We start from the raw sequence: 16521 nt of genomic DNA, 5'->3' as shown, positions 1-16521 counted from the left end.
AACATTGCTCCGCTCCCTCCGGTCTCCGCTTCGCTCTATCCCTTTTTGAGCACGATGAGCCTTCTGTCACCCAGTCCCTGCGGCAGTTGATAGGGTATTTGATCGAGAAGCTTCAACTGATAGTTGTCCAGAGAATGAAACCAAGGAGTAGTGCTGTAGAGAATCAGGCGCTCCTCCCTGTTCAGGAGGCATGCAAAGAGACCAACTCGATCCTCTACCTTCAACCCCCTCACAACGATCGAGAGCGGTCCATTCATACCGAAGTCCTGGCGAGAGAGATCCTCTATTTTTCTATTTAAAACATAGGCTTGTCCAAGCTTGAGCAGGCCAACAAGGTGAAGGAGGAACGAGGCCTTCTTGCTATTGGGCTCCACGATGGAGAGGGCCAGATCCGGCATCATGATCTTCAGCGGAATCCCTGGAAATCCTCCTCCGCTCCCGACATCGACAAGCCGTTGCGCCCCGGTCGGCAGCGCAAGCACTCCAAAGAGCGAGTCCAGAAAGTGTTTGATCGCGACGTCTGTCGGCTCGGTGATCGCCGTCAGGTTGACCTTTTGATTCCACCGGCTCAGCTCGTCCGCAAATCTGGCGAATTGATCGAACTGGGTGCTTGTGAGCGAGAGCCCGATGAGATGGATTTGTTCAGCAAGACAGGTGGAAACGATCTCACCGAAATGTTCCACGTGGAACATCTACTTGAATCTGTCAAGGAGGTCAAGATGAGGGATGCCGCAATGGACAGGAATTTGATGAGGAGTGGATCAAATCTCGAACCGGACGGAAGGTATGGCTATTCTTCCTGACTGCATGACAGGCTCGATAGGTCTTCGGAAGCATGGTCAGCATGTCCAGAACCATTGCGCTTGGCCTTCTCCAGAGCGACGAGTAGGAGAGAGATGGCGGCCGGTGTGATCCCGGAAATCCTGGAGGCCTGCCCAATGGATGACGGGCGGACACGGTTTAATTTTTCGAGGACTTCCCGTGAAAAACCCTTCACCGCCTCATAGGCAAAGTTGCTCGGGATGGATTTCGATTCAAGCCGCTTGAACCGCTCGACTTGCTTGATTTGTCGGCGAATATAGCCTTCGTACTTCACCGCCATTTCGATGGCATCAGCCAGCTCTCCCGTAGCAGGCTGGTCTTCTCCGATCAGCTCCCAGAGGTCCTGGTAGGACACTCCGGGTCGCTTGAGGAGTTGCGCGAGGGAATGGGTTGGCAACACTCCATCGATTTCCCGCATCTTGAGTCGCTCCCTGACATCCTGGGACCACGGGACCCTCTTACCGGACAAATGCGAGACCGCCCCTTCGATTTGCTGCTTCTTGGTACGACAGCGATCCATGATGGCCTCATCGATCAGCCCGAGCCTATGTCCATACTCCATTAATCGTAGGTCCGCGTTATCGTGGCGAAGCAACAATCGATACTCTGCCCGTGATGTGAACATCCGGTAGGGCTCCAAGGTGTCTTTGGTGATCAAGTCGTCGATCAGGACCCCGATGTAGGCTTCAGATCGATCCAAGACCAACGGTTCCTTTTGGAGGATCTTTGCAGCGGCATTGATGCCCGCGATCAAGCCCTGCGCCGCCGCTTCTTCATAACCCGACGTGCCGTTGATCTGCCCAGCGTGATACAGGCCCTCCACGAGCTTCGTCTCCAACGTCGGATGGAGCTGTCTCGGCGGGAAGTAGTCATATTCGATCGCATAGCCTGGCTTGATCATGGCCGCCCGTTCAAGACCGGGGATCGTCCTGAGAATCGCTGCTTGAACATCGACCGGTAGGCTCGTCGAAATTCCGTTGGGATACCAGGAGTCTGTGTCAATCCCTTCAGGCTCAAGAAAGACCTGGTGGCGGGCCTTGTCGGCAAAACGTACGACCTTGTCTTCTATCGACGGACAGTATCGTGGCCCAGTGGATTCGATGCGCCCGCTGTACAGGGGGGACCGGTCCAGGTTGTCCTGAATGATCCGATGGGTCTCCTGGTTCGTGTAAGTGAGATAGCAGTCCCGCTGAGGGGTCGTGATGACATCGGTGCGATGGGAAAAGGGTGGAGGCGGATCATCGCCAGGTTGGACGGTCATCACGGAAAAATCGATCGTCCGGCGATCGAGCCGGGGCGGCGTGCCGGTCTTGAGCCGGCCGAGCTGGAATCCCAGGTCGCGCATGCAATCTGACAGATGCTCGGCCGAGGCTTCCCCGGCCCGTCCCGCCGGAAAATGATTCAGACCGATGTGGATTAATCCCTTAAGAAATGTTCCCGACGTCAAGACCACGGCCTTCGCCGCCACCCTGTCCCCTCCGTTCGTCACCACCCCCGTCACGCGTTCCCCGGCCGTCAGCAGCCGATCGACCGTGCCCTCCCAGACGGCCAGCCCCGGCACGTTTCGAATCGTCTCTTGCATGCAGCGGCGATAGAGCGCCTTGTCGCACTGGGCGCGTAGGGCCCGGACGGCAGGCCCTTTGCTGGTGTTGATCATCCGGAACTGGATACCGGCCCGATCGGTGTTGCGCGCCATTTCTCCGCCCAGCGCGTCAATCTCCTTAACCAGATGCCCCTTGGCGATCCCGCCGATCGCGGGATTGCAGGACATCTGGGCGATCGTGTCCGGCGCGATCGTCAGCAGGACCACGCGCACACCCATACGCGCTGCCGCTAACGCGGCCTCACAACCGGCATGCCCACCTCCCACCACGATCACGTCACAAGACTGACTCATGGTCCATTCGCCCCCTTGCCTCCTATTTCCCGATGCAAAACTCTGAGAAAATCCGGTCCAAAATATCGTCGGTTGTCACCCTGCCGGTAATCTCTCCCAGGAAGTCCAAGGCCCCGCGTAAATCCGCAGCCAGAAACTCCGGGGCCAGTCTCCCGACCACCGACGCCTTCGCGCTGTGGAGCGATTCGCTCGCCCGTTCAAGGGCCTGCTTGTGGCGCAGCTTGGTGATCATGACGCCTTCGCGCGCCTCCAAGGATCGGGGGACAAGCGTCCGGGCCACCTGACGGCGCAGTCCATCCAGGTTTTCACCGGTTCTCGCGGACAGGGTGACCACCATCTGCCCCTCCGGCAGAGACGAGAGGCTCTCTCTGCTCCATCGCATCGGGCGATCGCACTTGTTCACCACGATGAGCCGGCGCCGTTGCTCCGTCTGGCAAAGAATCTCCTCATCCTCGGAGATCAACTCTTCCGAACCATCCAGCACCACCAAGACCAGATCGGCCTCCTCAAGGGCAAGCCCTGTGCGGCGAATGCCCTCCTGCTCGATGGGGTCTTCGCTCTTCCGGACGCCGGCCGTATCGGAGAGGCGCACGGCGAGGCCTTCAATCAGCGCCGACTCCTCCAGCACGTCTCTCGTCGTTCCTGGAATCGCCGTCACGATCGCGCGGTCCGACCGCAAGAGCGCGTTGAGCAGGCTCGACTTGCCGACGTTGGGCCTGCCGACGATGACGACCTTGGCCCCGTTCCTGAGAATCCGCCCCTCTTCCCAGGTGGCAAGCAGCCGGTCGACGGCGACGATTGTACGATCAAGCCCTCCGATCAACTCCTGCTCTGAGACAAAGGCGATATCTTCCTCGACAAAATCGATGCCCGCTTCGACCCGTGCCAGCAGACCGGCGATCGTCTCGACCAGGGCATTGATTTCGCCCGATAAGGTTCCCCGCAGGAGTTCTTGGGCCAGCCGCAGGCTTTCGTCGCTCCTCGCTTGAATCACCTCCAGCACCCCTTCTGCCTGCGAAAGGTCAAGGCGCCCGTTGAGGAACGCCCGCCTGGTGAATTCTCCCGGCTCGGCAAGACGCGCCCCATCCACCACCAACCGTTCGCAGATTCGGTTGACGATCAACCGTCCGCCATGGCAGTGGACCTCGACCACATCCTCGCCCGTGTAGGAATGCGGCGCGCGCATGACGACCACGAGCGCCAGATCCAGGCTGATCGCCAGCGGAGCCTTCCGTTCGGAATCATTCAGCGGGCTGGACGAATCAACGCCAACACCGACTTCGGCCCGGTATAAGCAATGAGATCGGACAGTGGCCAGGCTCCGGCGGGAACGCAGGCGGACGAGACGGTCGACCAGGGACACCGCGTGGGGTCCGCTCACGCGAACGATCGCGACCCCGCCTTCCCCCGGCGGGGTTGCCACGGCACAGATCGTATCGTCGCTCCCGGGGACCATGGCTTCATACCCGCATCACCGCGGCCTTTTTCCCATTCGATCCGTCCGCTTGCACGTCCTGAAGCCGGTTCAGGCCTGCGTGGCCGCTTCGGCAGCGGCAGTTTTATCGGGACCAGGTCTCTTAAAGATGAATCGGTCCGTGACAAATTGCTGGACGATCGTGAGAGTGTTGTTCGTGACCCAGTACAGCACCAACCCGGCGGGGAAGGTCAAGAACAAGAACGTGAGCATGACCGGCAGGATCAACATCACCTTGGCCTGGGTGGGATCAAGAGTGGTCGGCGTCATCTTCTGCTGGAGCACCATTGTCGCGCCCATGATGACGGGCAGGACGTAAAACGGATCGGGCACGGACAGGTCCTTGATCCACAGGAAAAACGGAGCCTGCCGGAGATCGATGGTCATATAGAGGATGTTGAACAGGGCGACAAAGACCGGCATCTGCAGCACCATCGGCAGGCAGCCGCCGACCGGGTTGACCTTATGGTCCCGGTACAGCTTGATCAATTCCTTGTTGAGCCGCTCGCGGTCATCCTTGTATTTCTCCTGGAGCGCCAACACCTTCGGCTGGATCACCTGCATGTCCTTCATGGACTTGTAGCTCTTGTATTGAAGCGGCGCGAACAGGAGCTTGATGCAGACGGTCAGCAGGATGATCGTGACCCCGTAGTTGTGGGTGACCTCGTTGATCGTCCGCAGCACCGAGAAGAGGGGCTTCGCCACCATCTTGACGAGACTCCAACTTCCGTAAATGAACCAACCGAAGTCGATCGTGTCTTCCAGGCCGATCTGAAATGATCGGAGCGTATCGTATTCCTTGGGCCCGGCGTAGAGTTGCAGCTTGACCGGCTGCCCGGCCGGGGGAGCGACTTTCACCTGGGAGGACACCACCCGTTCACTCTCCTTCTTAACCTGGACCGCCGTCCCCTGCGAGGGAATGATCACGCTCAAGAAATACTTGTCCTGCAAGGCGGCCCACTGGACAGTCCCTGACCGTTCGGCCTCCTGCTCCGGCGTCTCCTTCTCGATCTTGTCGTCGACCATGGACGCCGGGCCGATGAGGCCGATAAACCCTTCCCCCCACTCGATAATCCCGAAGTTCGTCCCCATGCCCACGTTGACAGGCCCCTGTACGCCTTCCGTCTTAACCTCAACATCCACGAGGTAACTGTCATGACGAAACCCCAAGGTTTTCTGGATTGCGAGACCGGACTTGGGGTTTCTGTACGTAAATGTCACCCGGCCCGTGGGGTGGCCAGGATCCAGCCGGAGCCCTGTCTCCTCAACCCGGTAGAGCGCCTGCTGCATTTCTCTCGTCGCCGCCTCATCCGACACGCGCAGGGAGAGCGGGCCGGGGAATTGGCCGCCTCGGTAGACCAATTGAACGGGCTGAGGGCCGGTTTGAGTCTCGGTGGAATAGCGTTTCAGTTGCCAGGTCTTGATCACCCCGCCCTTGTTGGTCAATTCGACCTTCAGGAGGTCGGTCTCAATCGTCACAATCTGCTCGGCGCTGGACTCGTGGCCTCCCGGGGAAATGTCTCCGGTTCGGGCCTCCGAGCCGGTGGCTTTGGTCTCGGCCCCGCTCCCTGTTGCAGGAGGCCCTGCAGGCTGACCCTCCATCGTGGAGGAGGGCTTCTCACTTGAATCGACCTGACGGGCTGCTTCCTCCGTGGCCGATGGGACGATGCCCAGTTGTTTCAAGAGATAGTCGTACCCGGCCACAATGATCAGCGAGAGGACCAGAAAGATGATGACGCGCCGTTCCATCGTGCTATCGGGCCGCCTTGTTGAGAGGTACGACCGGGTCGCTGCCGCCCGGGTGGAAGGGATGGCACTTGCCCAACCGAACGACCGTCAGCAGGAGACCGCGCATGACTCCGTAGGTTCGAACTGCCTCTATGGAATAGTGTGAGCAACTGGGGTCAAAGCGGCAGCAGGGGCCGAGCCACGGAGAGACCAGCACTTGATACAACCGGATCACTCTGATCACCAGGTCGCTCATACCGGAATTCTCACACCCCTTCTGAACACCGACCCCTCTTGATAATCGATTCGCGCGCCAACAGCTCCCGCCACATCTGTTCCAGATCGGTGAAGCTTGCGCTCAAGGACGCAGTCCTAGGGAAGACAACGAGATGGCGGTAAGGTCCCAACTGGCTTTCGACCGCCCGAGCCAGGGCTCGAAACCGGCGCTTGGCCCGATTTCGGATGACGGCGTTTCCAAGTTTTCTTCCCACCACGATCGCGACCTTGCTGAGTTCCGCATCAGAAGGGGCCACAACCAGATTAAAATACGGGCAGGAGAGCCTCTTGCCCGCTCTTTTCGCCCGCTCTATATCCGCACCCCTTCGCAGGAACAGCTCGGAGTCCGTCCTTGAGCGAAGCGGGCTCTGAGCCCCATGGCTCCCCATATCTCTCCCCCGAAGGCGCGGTTCCACGACCCGGTCGGCCCTGCCCCCTCGCGGACCAATTGAACATGGATCTGGTTCGCGCTGATGAGACAGCCAGACGGCATCGGGCCGGGTTATCCGGAACGCTGCACGGCGGGGACAGTGGAAGATGCGCGGTGGCGAATGGAACGGGGCTCCTCCGACAGGTACCGGAGCCTGGTTTCAGACAGTCAGGCGGGTCCGCCCTTTGGCACGACGACGGGCAATGACCTTCCGTCCACCTTTGGTGCTCATCCGTTTACGAAAACCGTGCTCCCGTTTGCGCTTGAGATTGGACGGTTGTTGATATGTAAATGACATCACCGGCTCCTTCAGAAATTGAAAGCCTGGATTATATGGACGGCATGGAACCCTGTCAACGAATCCTATCCGCACGAATCCTATCCGCACGAATCCTAATCCGCGCTCGCTCCATGACAAACCCAACCGGTCACGAAGACCGATCTGCCTGGAAGTGGGGGCATGCTCGACCTGGCTGTCGATCCAGAAGTCTGGGTGAATAGTCCTTCGCGCAGTGCTATTTTTTGAGATGATACGGATGAACAAATATCCCAAAGACGATCAACAGCTCCTTGCGGTGGAGCTAAAGGCACTTCTGAGGCGCTTTTGCCCGGCTTGTGGCGAGAGCGCCACACAAGACCACATGATTTCCATGCGTTTTTATTCATCTGCCGATTCATAAGTCACAGGAAGCGCGATATTTTCCATCATGAGTTCTCCCGTACCGTTGGCCTGGCGATTGCATGATGATACATCGTTCTACCCGGCTTGATCGGCTGAAGGAGGGGCAGTGAAGGGTTTGTTCTTTGTAATTGGTGGTCTTCTCGGAGCCTGCATGTTAGTGCTCGGAGCGACAACCTTGGCACAAGAGCATCCAGTGTCGGTCCCCCAGCAACCCTTGCCCGGTCAGGCGATGGCTCTGGTGGGAGAGAAGCCGGCCGCCAGCCAGCCCCAACAAGGAAAGAAGCAGAGAAAGAGTCAGAAGAAGAAACAGACAACACAGGACGCCGACCGCTGAACCGCGGCTCTTCGATTTTGGACGAGCCCCCTTCGGTCGGCCACGCGACGACCGGAGGGGGCTCGTGCTTTACTGACCAAGAGCGATCATGAGGAGTACCTTGCGATGAACTCGATGAAACAACGGATTGTGATGGCCTTTGTGGCCTTGAGTCTTGCGACTTGGGGATGCGCCAACTCCCCGGTCGATCAAATCCAAACTGCGGAACGAGCGGTCGCAGATGCCCGCGCAGCCGAAGCCGGCAAATATGCGGCAGAGGATCTGGCCAAGCTTGAGGGGCAACTGACCCTGCTCAAGAAGGAACTCGACGCCCAGAACGAGAAATTTTCGTTGCTGCGGGACTACGGCAAGGCCGAGCAGCTTGCAGCGACCTTGACTGCCGAGGCGAACAGGCTCGTTCAAACGTCAACCGCCAAGAAACAAGAGGCGCAGGAAGCCGCCGCCCGCGCCATCCAGGCCGCACAGGAAGCCATCTCGACCGCACAGAGTTTAGTGGCGAAAGCGCCGATCGGGAAGGACCGGGCCGCCTTTGAAGCCATCAAGCACGATGCCGAGGCCCTGTCTCTCTCTCTCCAAGAGGCGCAGAAGGTACTGGAGCAGGGCGAGTATCTCGACGCGCAATATCGCGCCAAGGCGATTGCCGACAAAGCCCAATCGGTGTCAGACGAGATTGAAAACGCCCTCGCAAAGGTCAAGGGAACTCGCACCACCAAGGTTGCCACCAGATAACCATGTAAAATCGGGGCAGCGTACTGGTTGTCGCCTGCCGGATCACGAATATGAGCCTCAGACGTTTTCGGACGATAGCCCTGCTCCTCGCCGGAGGGTGGTGTCTCGCTGCAGGCAGTGGGTGCGTGCAGGCGCCTCCGCCCGAACTGGTGCAGACGGTCGAAGCGCTGGACAGCCAGTTGACAGAGGTTGGCGGCGCGGAGTTTGCGCCGGAGGAATATGCGCATTTCGTCGAGCGGTGGGTGGCCCTCAAGCACAGGCTTGAAGAAGACGACGATTTGATCCGCTGGCCCTGGGAACCGAACCGCGTCGCCGACGAAGTATCCCAGGTCGCCCAGGAGGCGGCCCTCACCCTTTCTCTCGCCAGGGAGCGGCGCGAAGATCTTCGCCGGACGACCGAAGAACAGGTGGAGGAGGCGGAGACACGGTTGGGCACGCTGAAGCAACGCGTGGAGGACTTGGGCAGCCGAGCGGTCGTGGGGAAACAACTCATCGACACGGAATTGCTCGTGCACCAGGCCAAGACCTTTTTTGAGCAGGGCCGCTACGCCCGCGCCTTGGAACTCTCCCAGATCGCCCTGCAATCGGTGGGCGCCCAAACGGTGAGTCTCACCCGATCCCTCGGACGCTATGCCGATGAGGAGCAGGTGCAGGCGTGGAAGCAGATGGCCGCTCGTACCATCGAATGGTCGCGGACGAGCCGGGCGCAGGCGCTCGTGATCAATAAAGCGGACCGCCAGTTGACCCTGTACCGTAATGGCCAGTCCGTCCACACCTACCCGGTTCGCCTTGGCTTCAACGGCATGCTGGAAAAAAAGCATCAGGGCGACGGCGCCACGCCGGAAGGCCAGTACCGCATCCTCAGAAAGCGCGGGCCCGGGGACACGCAGTTCTATCGGGCGTTTCTCCTGGACTATCCGAATGCGGACGACCGCCGCCGCTACGATCTTGCGAAGGATTCCGGGGAGATGCCGGACGGCAAGGGCATCGGGGGGTGGATCGAGATCCATGGGCAGGATGACCACGGGCTGGGACAAACGTTGGGCTGCATCATGCTCGACAACTCGCAGATCGCCCACCTATACGAGCAGGTCTCGCCCGGCACCCCGGTCACGATCGTCGGCGCGCTTGACGTCGACAATCGCGTTTCACGGATGTTGGGCGACCTCGCCGAATTCGCCGCAGACTAAGCCTCGCCGCGGCAGGTCCCTGTCCTGGCCATGAAGCAGGCAGCGACAGTTGTCCTTCTTCTTCTTCTCCTCCTCCTTGCCGCATGGGTCGGCTTCTCCCAATCCACATGGCTCACGCCATCAACCGACCGACGGCCCCCTGATCCGAACCATGCTTTGCCGCCCCTCGAATTGCTGCTGTCTCGACAGGCGTTCCTGACCAAGAAATTAACCCAACTGGCGCCGGCCGAACCGTACATTGTCGTGGACACGGCTCGAAACCTCCTGTATCTCAAACGGCGCGAGAAGGTCCTCCTGACCGCCCTGGCCTCAACCGGGAGCGGGACGATTCTGGATAAGCCCGATCATGTCGAGGGCCAATGGGTGTTCGATACGCCTCGCGGCTTCTTTACGATCCAGTCGAAACTCTTGAATCCCGTTTGGGTCAAGCCGGACTGGGCGTTTGTGGAGGCCGGGCTGGCGGTCCCGCGCAATCCTGCCGAACGGCTTGAACCGGGCGTGTTGGGCGAATATGCCCTTGGGTTCGGGCAAGGCTATTTCATTCATGGCACCCTCTATGCCAGGCTGTTGGGCAAGAACGTGACACACGGATGCATTCGTTTAAACGACGAAGACCTGCGGACCGTCTACAAGGCGGCAAAAATCGGAACACCGATCATGATTTTCTAGTCGCGCGCCGGCGATGGTCGGTCCCTGCCGGGAGAGGGACCGGCGCCTGTCAAGGCCGCTCCTCGTTCTTGCTCGTTTGGTTGGTCGCCTGGGCCCTCGTCGTCCCATTTCTTGTTGAGCCCCTCTGTGCCTCTTCTCCTGGTTCTCCTGCTACCCTCAATCCGGCCGATGTCGCGGAGCGCAACCGCCTGCTTGACCAGGAAATTCGCCTGGCCGCCCGTCCGCAGACCTATCTGGTGCTGGACCTCCAGGCAGGACAGATCCTGATCAAAGCCAGGGGGCTCGAACTTCATCGGCTGGCCATCTCCTCCTGGGTCACGTCTGAGTTCGATCGGTTGGTCGGCCCCTTTTACCTCAAGGCACGGCCACCGATCTTGCGGACCAAGTCCGGTTCGCCGGACGATCCCTCCGCTCAGCCGATTGAACTGGACGATATGCCCAGCACGTTCGAGTTGTCTTTTGATCCACCGCTGGTCATTTCGGTGGAGGCTTCCACCCATCGGTCTGTCTGGGCCCGGCTCCGATCCTACATCGGTCGTTGGTGGCACAGTCTGGCGCGACTGTCGCATGCACTCTCTGATGCCAGCCCATCGGAAGACAACCTCCGTCCCCTCATGATCTCGCTGTTGTTGGCTGAAGAAGACGCACGGTCCCTGGCCTGGACCGTGACGGACGGGATGCCGCTGCTCATTCTCCGAAAGGGCTCCCCATAAGGAGATGCTCGCTCTCGGCAAGTTTGCCTTTTCCCCAGCCAACTCCTAAGATGTCGCTCGCGCTCAGTTTCTTTCTTGCGACCATCAGCGCCTCTATGCCGTCTCCACGAGAGATTCGCGTCCTCGATAACGAGTCCGCACTGGCCGAGGCGGTCGCGGGCTTTCTTGCGAGCACCATTGAGGAAACCCTGCGGCGGAAGCCGCGTGTTCGTCTGGTTCTCTCGGGGGGATCGACGCCCCGCCGTCTCTATCGCACGCTGGCGCAACCCGAATGGGCCAAGCGCATCGACTGGACATCTGTCCTTCTGTTTTTTGGAGATGAACGCTGCGTCCCGCCGGACCATCCCGAGAGCAATTACGCCATGGCCAAGGAGGCCCTGATCGATCCCCTACAGATCGCCCCCCAGCAGGTCATGCGGCTGCGGGGCGAGGCGGAGCCGGAGGAAGCGGCCTCTCACTATGAAGCGACGATCCGCGAGGCCTTTGCACCGGATCAGACACCGTTCCCGCGCTTTGATCTGATCTTCCTCGGCTTGGGCGATGACGGCCACACCGCCTCACTGTTTCCCTCCAGTCCCGCGCTCCGCGAACAACGACGCCTGGTCGTCCCGACGTCCTCGCCCGTTGGAATCCCTCATCGCCTGACCATGACATTTCCGCTCCTGAACGCGGCCGTGACGGTGGTGTTCCTCGTAACCGGGTCCTCCAAGGCTTCGATCTTGCGCCGGGTGCAAGAAGAACGCGACAGCGCCGCGCCACTGCCTGCATCACGGATTCGTCCCGCAAACGGACGGCTGATATGGTATGTTGACAGGGCTGCGGCTTCGGCCCTACCTTCGGCATGACCATCTCCATTGTGATCGACCACGACGCATGATCCTCGCTGGCGATATCGGCGGCACCAAGACCCACCTCGCCTTGTATGAATGGACGGAGTCCAGGGTCGAACCGGTCCGCCAACAGACCTTCTACAGCCGAGACTATGGGCAGCTCGAAGAGGTCCTTGAGGAATTTCTCAAACCTCCGGCGCCTGCTTCCCTGATCCAATCTGAAGATCCTGATGAGGTGGGAATCCAGTCCGACGACAAGCCGATCCCTGAGGCGGTCCCGCTCAAGATCGAAGCGGCCTGCTTCGGCGTGGCTGGGCCGGTCATCGACAACCGCTGTCAGACCACCAACCTCCCCTGGATCGTCAGCGGAGCCGATCTGGCCAAGCGGTTCGAGATCCCCCTGGTCATGCTGTTGAACGACCTGGAGGCGACCGCCCATGGCCTCCTCGTCCTGCGACCGGATGAGTTCGCCACCTTGAATCCAGGACGTCAGCCGGCCGCCAAGCGCTGTATGGCGCTGATTGCCGCCGGCACGGGGCTCGGCGAGGCGGCGCTGGTGTGGGTGAAGGACCACTTCCATGTGTTGTCCTCGGAAGGCGGGCATTGTGATTTTGCCCCGAACAGCGACGCGGAGATCGATCTGTTGCGCCACCTTCGCGGGCAATACCTGCACGTGAGCTATGAACGGGTCCTGTCCGGCCCCGGGTTGCAGGCGATCTACGAATTTCTGCGCGACACGAAAAAAAACGAGCCGACCTGGCTCGCCGAACAGATTCGAGTGGGCGACGGTCCTGCGGTGATCGCAGAGGCCGGTCTCAAGGGACAGGCAGAGATCGCCAAACAGGCGCTGGATATGTTCGCTGCGATCTATGGGGCGGAAGCCGGCAATCTGGCTTTGAAAACCATGGCATTGGACGGCGTCTACCTCGGCGGCGGCATCGCCCCGAAGCTGCTGGCCAAATTACAGGACGGGACGTTTCTCCGCGCCTTTACCAACAAGGGCCGCTATAAGCGGCTGATGAGCAACATGCCGATCCGGGTCATCATGAACGACAAGACCGCTTTGCTCGGCGCCGCCTCGGTTGCTTCCCAATTGGCCCGTCAGGCCCCGGCATGATTCAGCATACGCTCGATGAGCTTAAACGGCAGGCCGCGCTCAAGGCCGTGGACTATGTCCAGGACGGGATGGTGATTGGGCTGGGCACCGGCTCGACGGCCAAACATATGATCCTGGCGCTCGGCGAACGGATCCGGCGGGGGCTGAAGATTCGCGGCGTGCCCACGTCACAGGAGACGGCCGATCTGGCACGGAGCCAGGGCATTGCCCTGATCGAATCCGACAATACCTGGACGCTCGACCTCGCGATCGACGGGGCCGATCAGGTGGATCCGCAGTTATGCCTCATCAAAGGCGGCGGGGGCGCCCTACTCAAGGAAAAAATCGTCGCAGCCGCAGCCCGGCAGCTCATCATCGTCGTGGACCATACGAAGCGGGTTCCGATGCTCGGCAATTCCTTTCCCTTGCCGATCGAGGTGGTTCCATTCGGATGGGGCAATACCGCCAAACAACTCGAAGCCATCGAGGGGAAGGCTGTCCTTCGCGAACGGGAGGGCCGGCCGTTCCGCACCGAGGCAGGCCACTTTATTCTTGATCTGCATGTGGGATCGATCACCGATCCGGCCGATTTGGAGATCCGCCTCAATCAAGTCCCCGGCGTGGTCGAAACCGGCCTCTTCGTGGGTCGGACCAGCCTGCTCATTGTCGGCACGCCTGAGGGCGTGGTGCTGCAAACAGCCCCGCAGCGGTCATGAGCACCGGTGACGGACTCCGGATCCGCCAGACAGGTCCGTTCTTCCGGCAAGCCCTCATCCGCATCAGACAGGGGTCGCCTCTCGCCCCTGTCCCGGCGCGAGACCCTCTCGTGGCTGGGCCGGACAGCAACCCACGCCCTTCGGCTCTGCGGAACGGCCGGCAGCCTGTGGCTGATGCTGGGGTCCCTCATCGGATGCCGGCCCCGTCCGCCCCTTGTTCACGAGTCCTCGATGACCGCTCAACCGACTGATCCGACCGACCCTCCGCTCGATCCCTATCGCCTGCCGCGGCTGGTGCTGCCGCAACGATACGGCCTGTCGATCGCCCCTGATCTCGAGCGGGCCCTGTTTCAGGGATCGGTGAACATCGCCGTGACCGTGCGGCAATCGACCGCCGTCATCGTGCTGAATGCCCTCGACCTCACGATCAGTTCGATCACGGCGGCCGATGATCGAGGCCGAACGCTGGCCGGCGTCTGCACGTTGGATCAGAAGGCAGAGCGCTGCCACCTCACATTCCCGGAGCCCCTGGCACCGGGGGATTGGACCCTGTCGCTCGATTTCCACGGCGGCATGAACGACCAGCTCCGCGGCCTCTACCGGAGCACCTACACCGATGACACCGGAACCGTTCGACATCTGGCCGTCACGCAGTTTGAAGCGACCGATGCCCGCCGCGCCTTCCCTTGTTGGGACGAGCCGGACTTGAAGGCCCGGTTCGCCCTTACACTGATCATTGATCCGGCCTTGACGGCCCTGTCCAACACCGCGCCCCTGTCCGAAGAAATCCAGGAGGGACGCAAAATCGTCCGATTCGCCGAGACCATCACGATGTCCACCTACCTTCTGGCCTTCGTCGTGGGACAACTCGAAGGGTCAGAGCCAGTCTATGTGGGCCGCACCCCGATCAGGCTCTGGGCCGTGCCGAAAAAGACCCACCTCATGCAGGTCGGGCGGGACATCGCTGCGGCCTCGCTGCGCTTTTTCGAGGACTATTACGGCATGCCGTATCCCGGCGACAAGCTCGATCTCATCGCGATCCCGGATTTCTCCCATGGCGCCATGGAGAACCTCGGCGCCGTCACCTTTCGCGAGCGGGCCCTGCTCATCGACGAAGCCGCCGCCAGCCAGGGAGAGCTGGAAGACTTGGCGAACGTGGTGTCGCATGAGAACGCGCACATGTGGTTCGGCGACCTGGTCACGATGGCTTGGTGGAACGGGATCTGGCTCAACGAGGCCTTCGCGACCTTTATGGAGGCCCTGGCGGTCCAGGAATGGAAGCCCGAATGGCAGCCGCTGCGCATGTTTCTGACATCGCGCGCATCGGCCTTGAGCGTCGATGGACTAAACAGCTCCCGCCCGGTCGAATATCCGGTTCGAGATCCCAAGGACGCCGCCGGCATGTTCGACGTCCTCACCTACCACAAGGGGGCCGTCGTCCTGCGCATGCTGGAACAGTTCATCGGCGAGACGCTGTTCCGCGACGGCATCCGGGACTATCTCAAGACGCATGCCTACGCCAATGCCGAAACCGAGGACCTCTGGGCCTCCATCGGAACAGTCGCGGGGCTTCCCGTCTCCGCCCTGATGAACGGCTGGATTTTCCTGGCCGGCTATCCGCTGCTGACCGTCAGGCGAGATGGGCCTTCGCACCTCCTGCTGACACAACAGCGCTTTCGGTACCTGACGCCGGAACCGGCGGCGAGCGGACAGGCTCCGCAGGCAGAATCCCTCTGGCAGGTGCCGGTTCACCTGCAGGTCCGTGCCGGCGGCCGCGAGCGATCGCACAAGTTTGTGCTCGCCGAGGCAACAATGCGTCTCGCCATCCCCGAGGATTTTGAATCGCTGATCGTAAACGAGGGCGGCCATGGATTCTATCGCGTCCGTTACGAGCCCGATCTCTTCGACCGGCTCCAAGCGCGCCTGCCGGACCAACTTTCCTCGACCGACCGGTTCACGCTGATCAACGATGCCTGGGCCCTGTGCCAGGCAGGGCTGGCTCCGATTGCCTCCTACCTGGACCTCACCACCCGGTTCCGCGACGAGCGCGATCGGCATGTCTGGGGGCTGATCCTGGAGTCGTTCGGCCTGCTCAACCAGCTCATCGAAGCAACCGACCGTTCCTCCTTCTCCAGGCTCGTGCAGGACCGGGTACAGCCGGCCGTTTCAGACCTGGGATGGAACCCGCGCAAAGGAGAGGATGGGTTGACGGGTCAGCTCCGTGGAGACCTGATCGAGGCCCTGGGGACCTTGGGCGAAGACCGCACCGCCCAGGCCAGAGCCAAGTCTCTGTATAACGGTCTACCCGGAAACGGCGGGGGAATCGACCCGAACCTGCTGCCCGCGCTGGTCTCAATCGTGGCCTACACCGGGGAGGCGCCGGAATATGAACGATTTGTTCACCGCTTCAAGCAGGCGGCCACGCCGCAGGAGGAGCGCCGGTACCTCTTCAGCCTGGCGGCCTTCCGTCCCAAGCCGCTGATCGCGCGCACGCTGGACAGCACCCTCAACGGCGACGTCCGGACGCAGGACGCGCCCGCCCTCCTAGGCGCGCTGCTCGGCAATGTGGAGGCGCGCGAGATGACCTGGACGTTCATCAAACGCCACTGGGAGACGATGGAGCGGCTCTTTCCTCCTGTCGGTCTCCGGCGAATGTGCGGCGCGGTCGTGAACCTGGCGACCCCCGAGTTGGAGCGGGACGTGCGGACCTTTTTCACCGAGCGCCGGCTCGATTTCGGCGGGAAGCTCGCCCAGCAATATTTGGAACGGTTGCGGATCGTCGTACAGTGGCGCGAGCGGGAGTCCGAAGCCCTTCGCCGATACCTGCGGCCTTTCTCCATGCAGTCGACAACCATGCGGGATTCCCACTAGTTTCGCGATTGCCGTTGTGTCCATCCGTGATTTATCATGAGCTTTGTCATCAGCCACCTCGCCG

The 16521-nt window shown here is 60.9% G+C and carries 16 protein-coding genes; 9 read left to right on the top strand and 7 right to left on the bottom strand.

Translation table 11 applies throughout. The annotated features are described in order from the left end of the window. Positions 1–35: 35 nt before the first annotated feature. The 7 genes from rsmG to rpmH all read right to left on the bottom strand — a co-directional run bounded on the left by rsmG (position 36) and on the right by rpmH (position 6925). On the bottom strand, positions 36–683 hold the full coding sequence (gene rsmG / locus QWI75_RS02685) for a 16S rRNA (guanine(527)-N(7))-methyltransferase RsmG (protein WP_289267143.1): 648 nt from the start codon (positions 681–683) through the stop codon (positions 36–38). Positions 684–790: 107 nt separating this feature from the next. After that, complete coding sequence (gene mnmG / locus QWI75_RS02680) at positions 791–2719, bottom strand: tRNA uridine-5-carboxymethylaminomethyl(34) synthesis enzyme MnmG (RefSeq protein ID WP_289267142.1); 1929 nt, start codon at positions 2717–2719, stop codon at positions 791–793. A 22-nt stretch (positions 2720–2741) separates the two neighbouring features. Then, entirely contained in the window at positions 2742–4175 is a 1434-nt protein-coding gene (gene mnmE / locus QWI75_RS02675) for a tRNA uridine-5-carboxymethylaminomethyl(34) synthesis GTPase MnmE (RefSeq protein WP_289267141.1), read from the bottom strand. 69 nt (positions 4176–4244) lie between these two features. After that, a complete protein-coding gene (gene yidC, locus QWI75_RS02670) occupies positions 4245–5942 on the bottom strand; it encodes a membrane protein insertase YidC (protein WP_289267140.1) in 1698 nt (565 codons plus the stop codon). 4 nt (positions 5943–5946) lie between these two features. Further along, positions 5947–6177, bottom strand: a complete 231-nt coding sequence (yidD, locus tag QWI75_RS02665; RefSeq protein WP_289267139.1) for a membrane protein insertion efficiency factor YidD — start codon at positions 6175–6177, stop codon at positions 5947–5949. Between the two features lie 10 nt (positions 6178–6187). Continuing rightward, positions 6188–6586 carry a ribonuclease P protein component gene (gene rnpA / locus QWI75_RS22625; RefSeq protein ID WP_370693542.1) on the bottom strand — a complete coding sequence of 133 codons (399 nt, stop codon included), beginning with the start codon at positions 6584–6586 and terminating at the stop codon, positions 6188–6190. Positions 6587–6787: 201 nt separating this feature from the next. Continuing rightward, a complete protein-coding gene (gene rpmH, locus QWI75_RS02660; protein ID WP_289267138.1) occupies positions 6788–6925 on the bottom strand; it encodes a 50S ribosomal protein L34 in 138 nt (45 codons plus the stop codon). 490 nt (positions 6926–7415) lie between these two features. On the opposite strand from rpmH, the gene QWI75_RS02655 reads away from it, so the two are divergent. From QWI75_RS02655 to QWI75_RS02615, 9 genes are all read left to right on the top strand, one after another. Next, positions 7416–7643, top strand: a complete 228-nt coding sequence (locus QWI75_RS02655; RefSeq protein WP_289267137.1) for a hypothetical protein — start codon at positions 7416–7418, stop codon at positions 7641–7643. Positions 7644–7748: 105 nt separating this feature from the next. Continuing rightward, positions 7749–8372, top strand: coding sequence for a hypothetical protein (locus QWI75_RS02650; protein ID WP_289267136.1), 624 nt, complete (start codon positions 7749–7751; stop codon positions 8370–8372). A 50-nt stretch (positions 8373–8422) separates the two neighbouring features. Then, a complete protein-coding gene (locus QWI75_RS02645; protein ID WP_289267135.1) occupies positions 8423–9562 on the top strand; it encodes a L,D-transpeptidase family protein in 1140 nt (379 codons plus the stop codon). A 156-nt stretch (positions 9563–9718) separates the two neighbouring features. Beyond that, on the top strand, positions 9719–10231 hold the full coding sequence (locus tag QWI75_RS02640) for a L,D-transpeptidase (protein WP_289267134.1): 513 nt from the start codon (positions 9719–9721) through the stop codon (positions 10229–10231). A gap of 68 nt (positions 10232–10299) precedes the next feature. Continuing rightward, on the top strand, positions 10300–10944 hold the full coding sequence (locus tag QWI75_RS02635; protein ID WP_289267133.1) for a hypothetical protein: 645 nt from the start codon (positions 10300–10302) through the stop codon (positions 10942–10944). A 95-nt stretch (positions 10945–11039) separates the two neighbouring features. Beyond that, positions 11040–11789: a 6-phosphogluconolactonase gene (pgl, locus tag QWI75_RS02630; RefSeq protein WP_289267132.1), complete on the top strand. Its 750-nt coding sequence runs from the start codon at positions 11040–11042 to the stop codon at positions 11787–11789. Positions 11790–11817: 28 nt separating this feature from the next. Further along, entirely contained in the window at positions 11818–12891 is a 1074-nt protein-coding gene (gene glk / locus QWI75_RS02625; RefSeq protein WP_289267131.1) for a glucokinase, read from the top strand. Beyond that, positions 12888–13586, top strand: a complete 699-nt coding sequence (gene rpiA, locus QWI75_RS02620) for a ribose-5-phosphate isomerase RpiA (protein ID WP_289267130.1) — start codon at positions 12888–12890, stop codon at positions 13584–13586. The genes glk and rpiA overlap by 4 nt, the downstream gene beginning before the upstream one ends. Positions 13587–13817: 231 nt before the next feature. Beyond that, positions 13818–16457, top strand: a complete 2640-nt coding sequence (locus QWI75_RS02615) for a M1 family metallopeptidase (RefSeq protein WP_289267129.1) — start codon at positions 13818–13820, stop codon at positions 16455–16457. Positions 16458–16521: the final 64 nt, after the last annotated feature.

This window comes from Nitrospira tepida, from assembly GCF_947241125.1.
Taxonomy (GTDB): Bacteria; Nitrospirota; Nitrospiria; order Nitrospirales; family Nitrospiraceae; genus Nitrospira_G; species Nitrospira_G tepida.
Note: the sequence above shows the minus strand (reverse complement) of the source record. Positions and strands in the feature narration are given on the sequence as shown.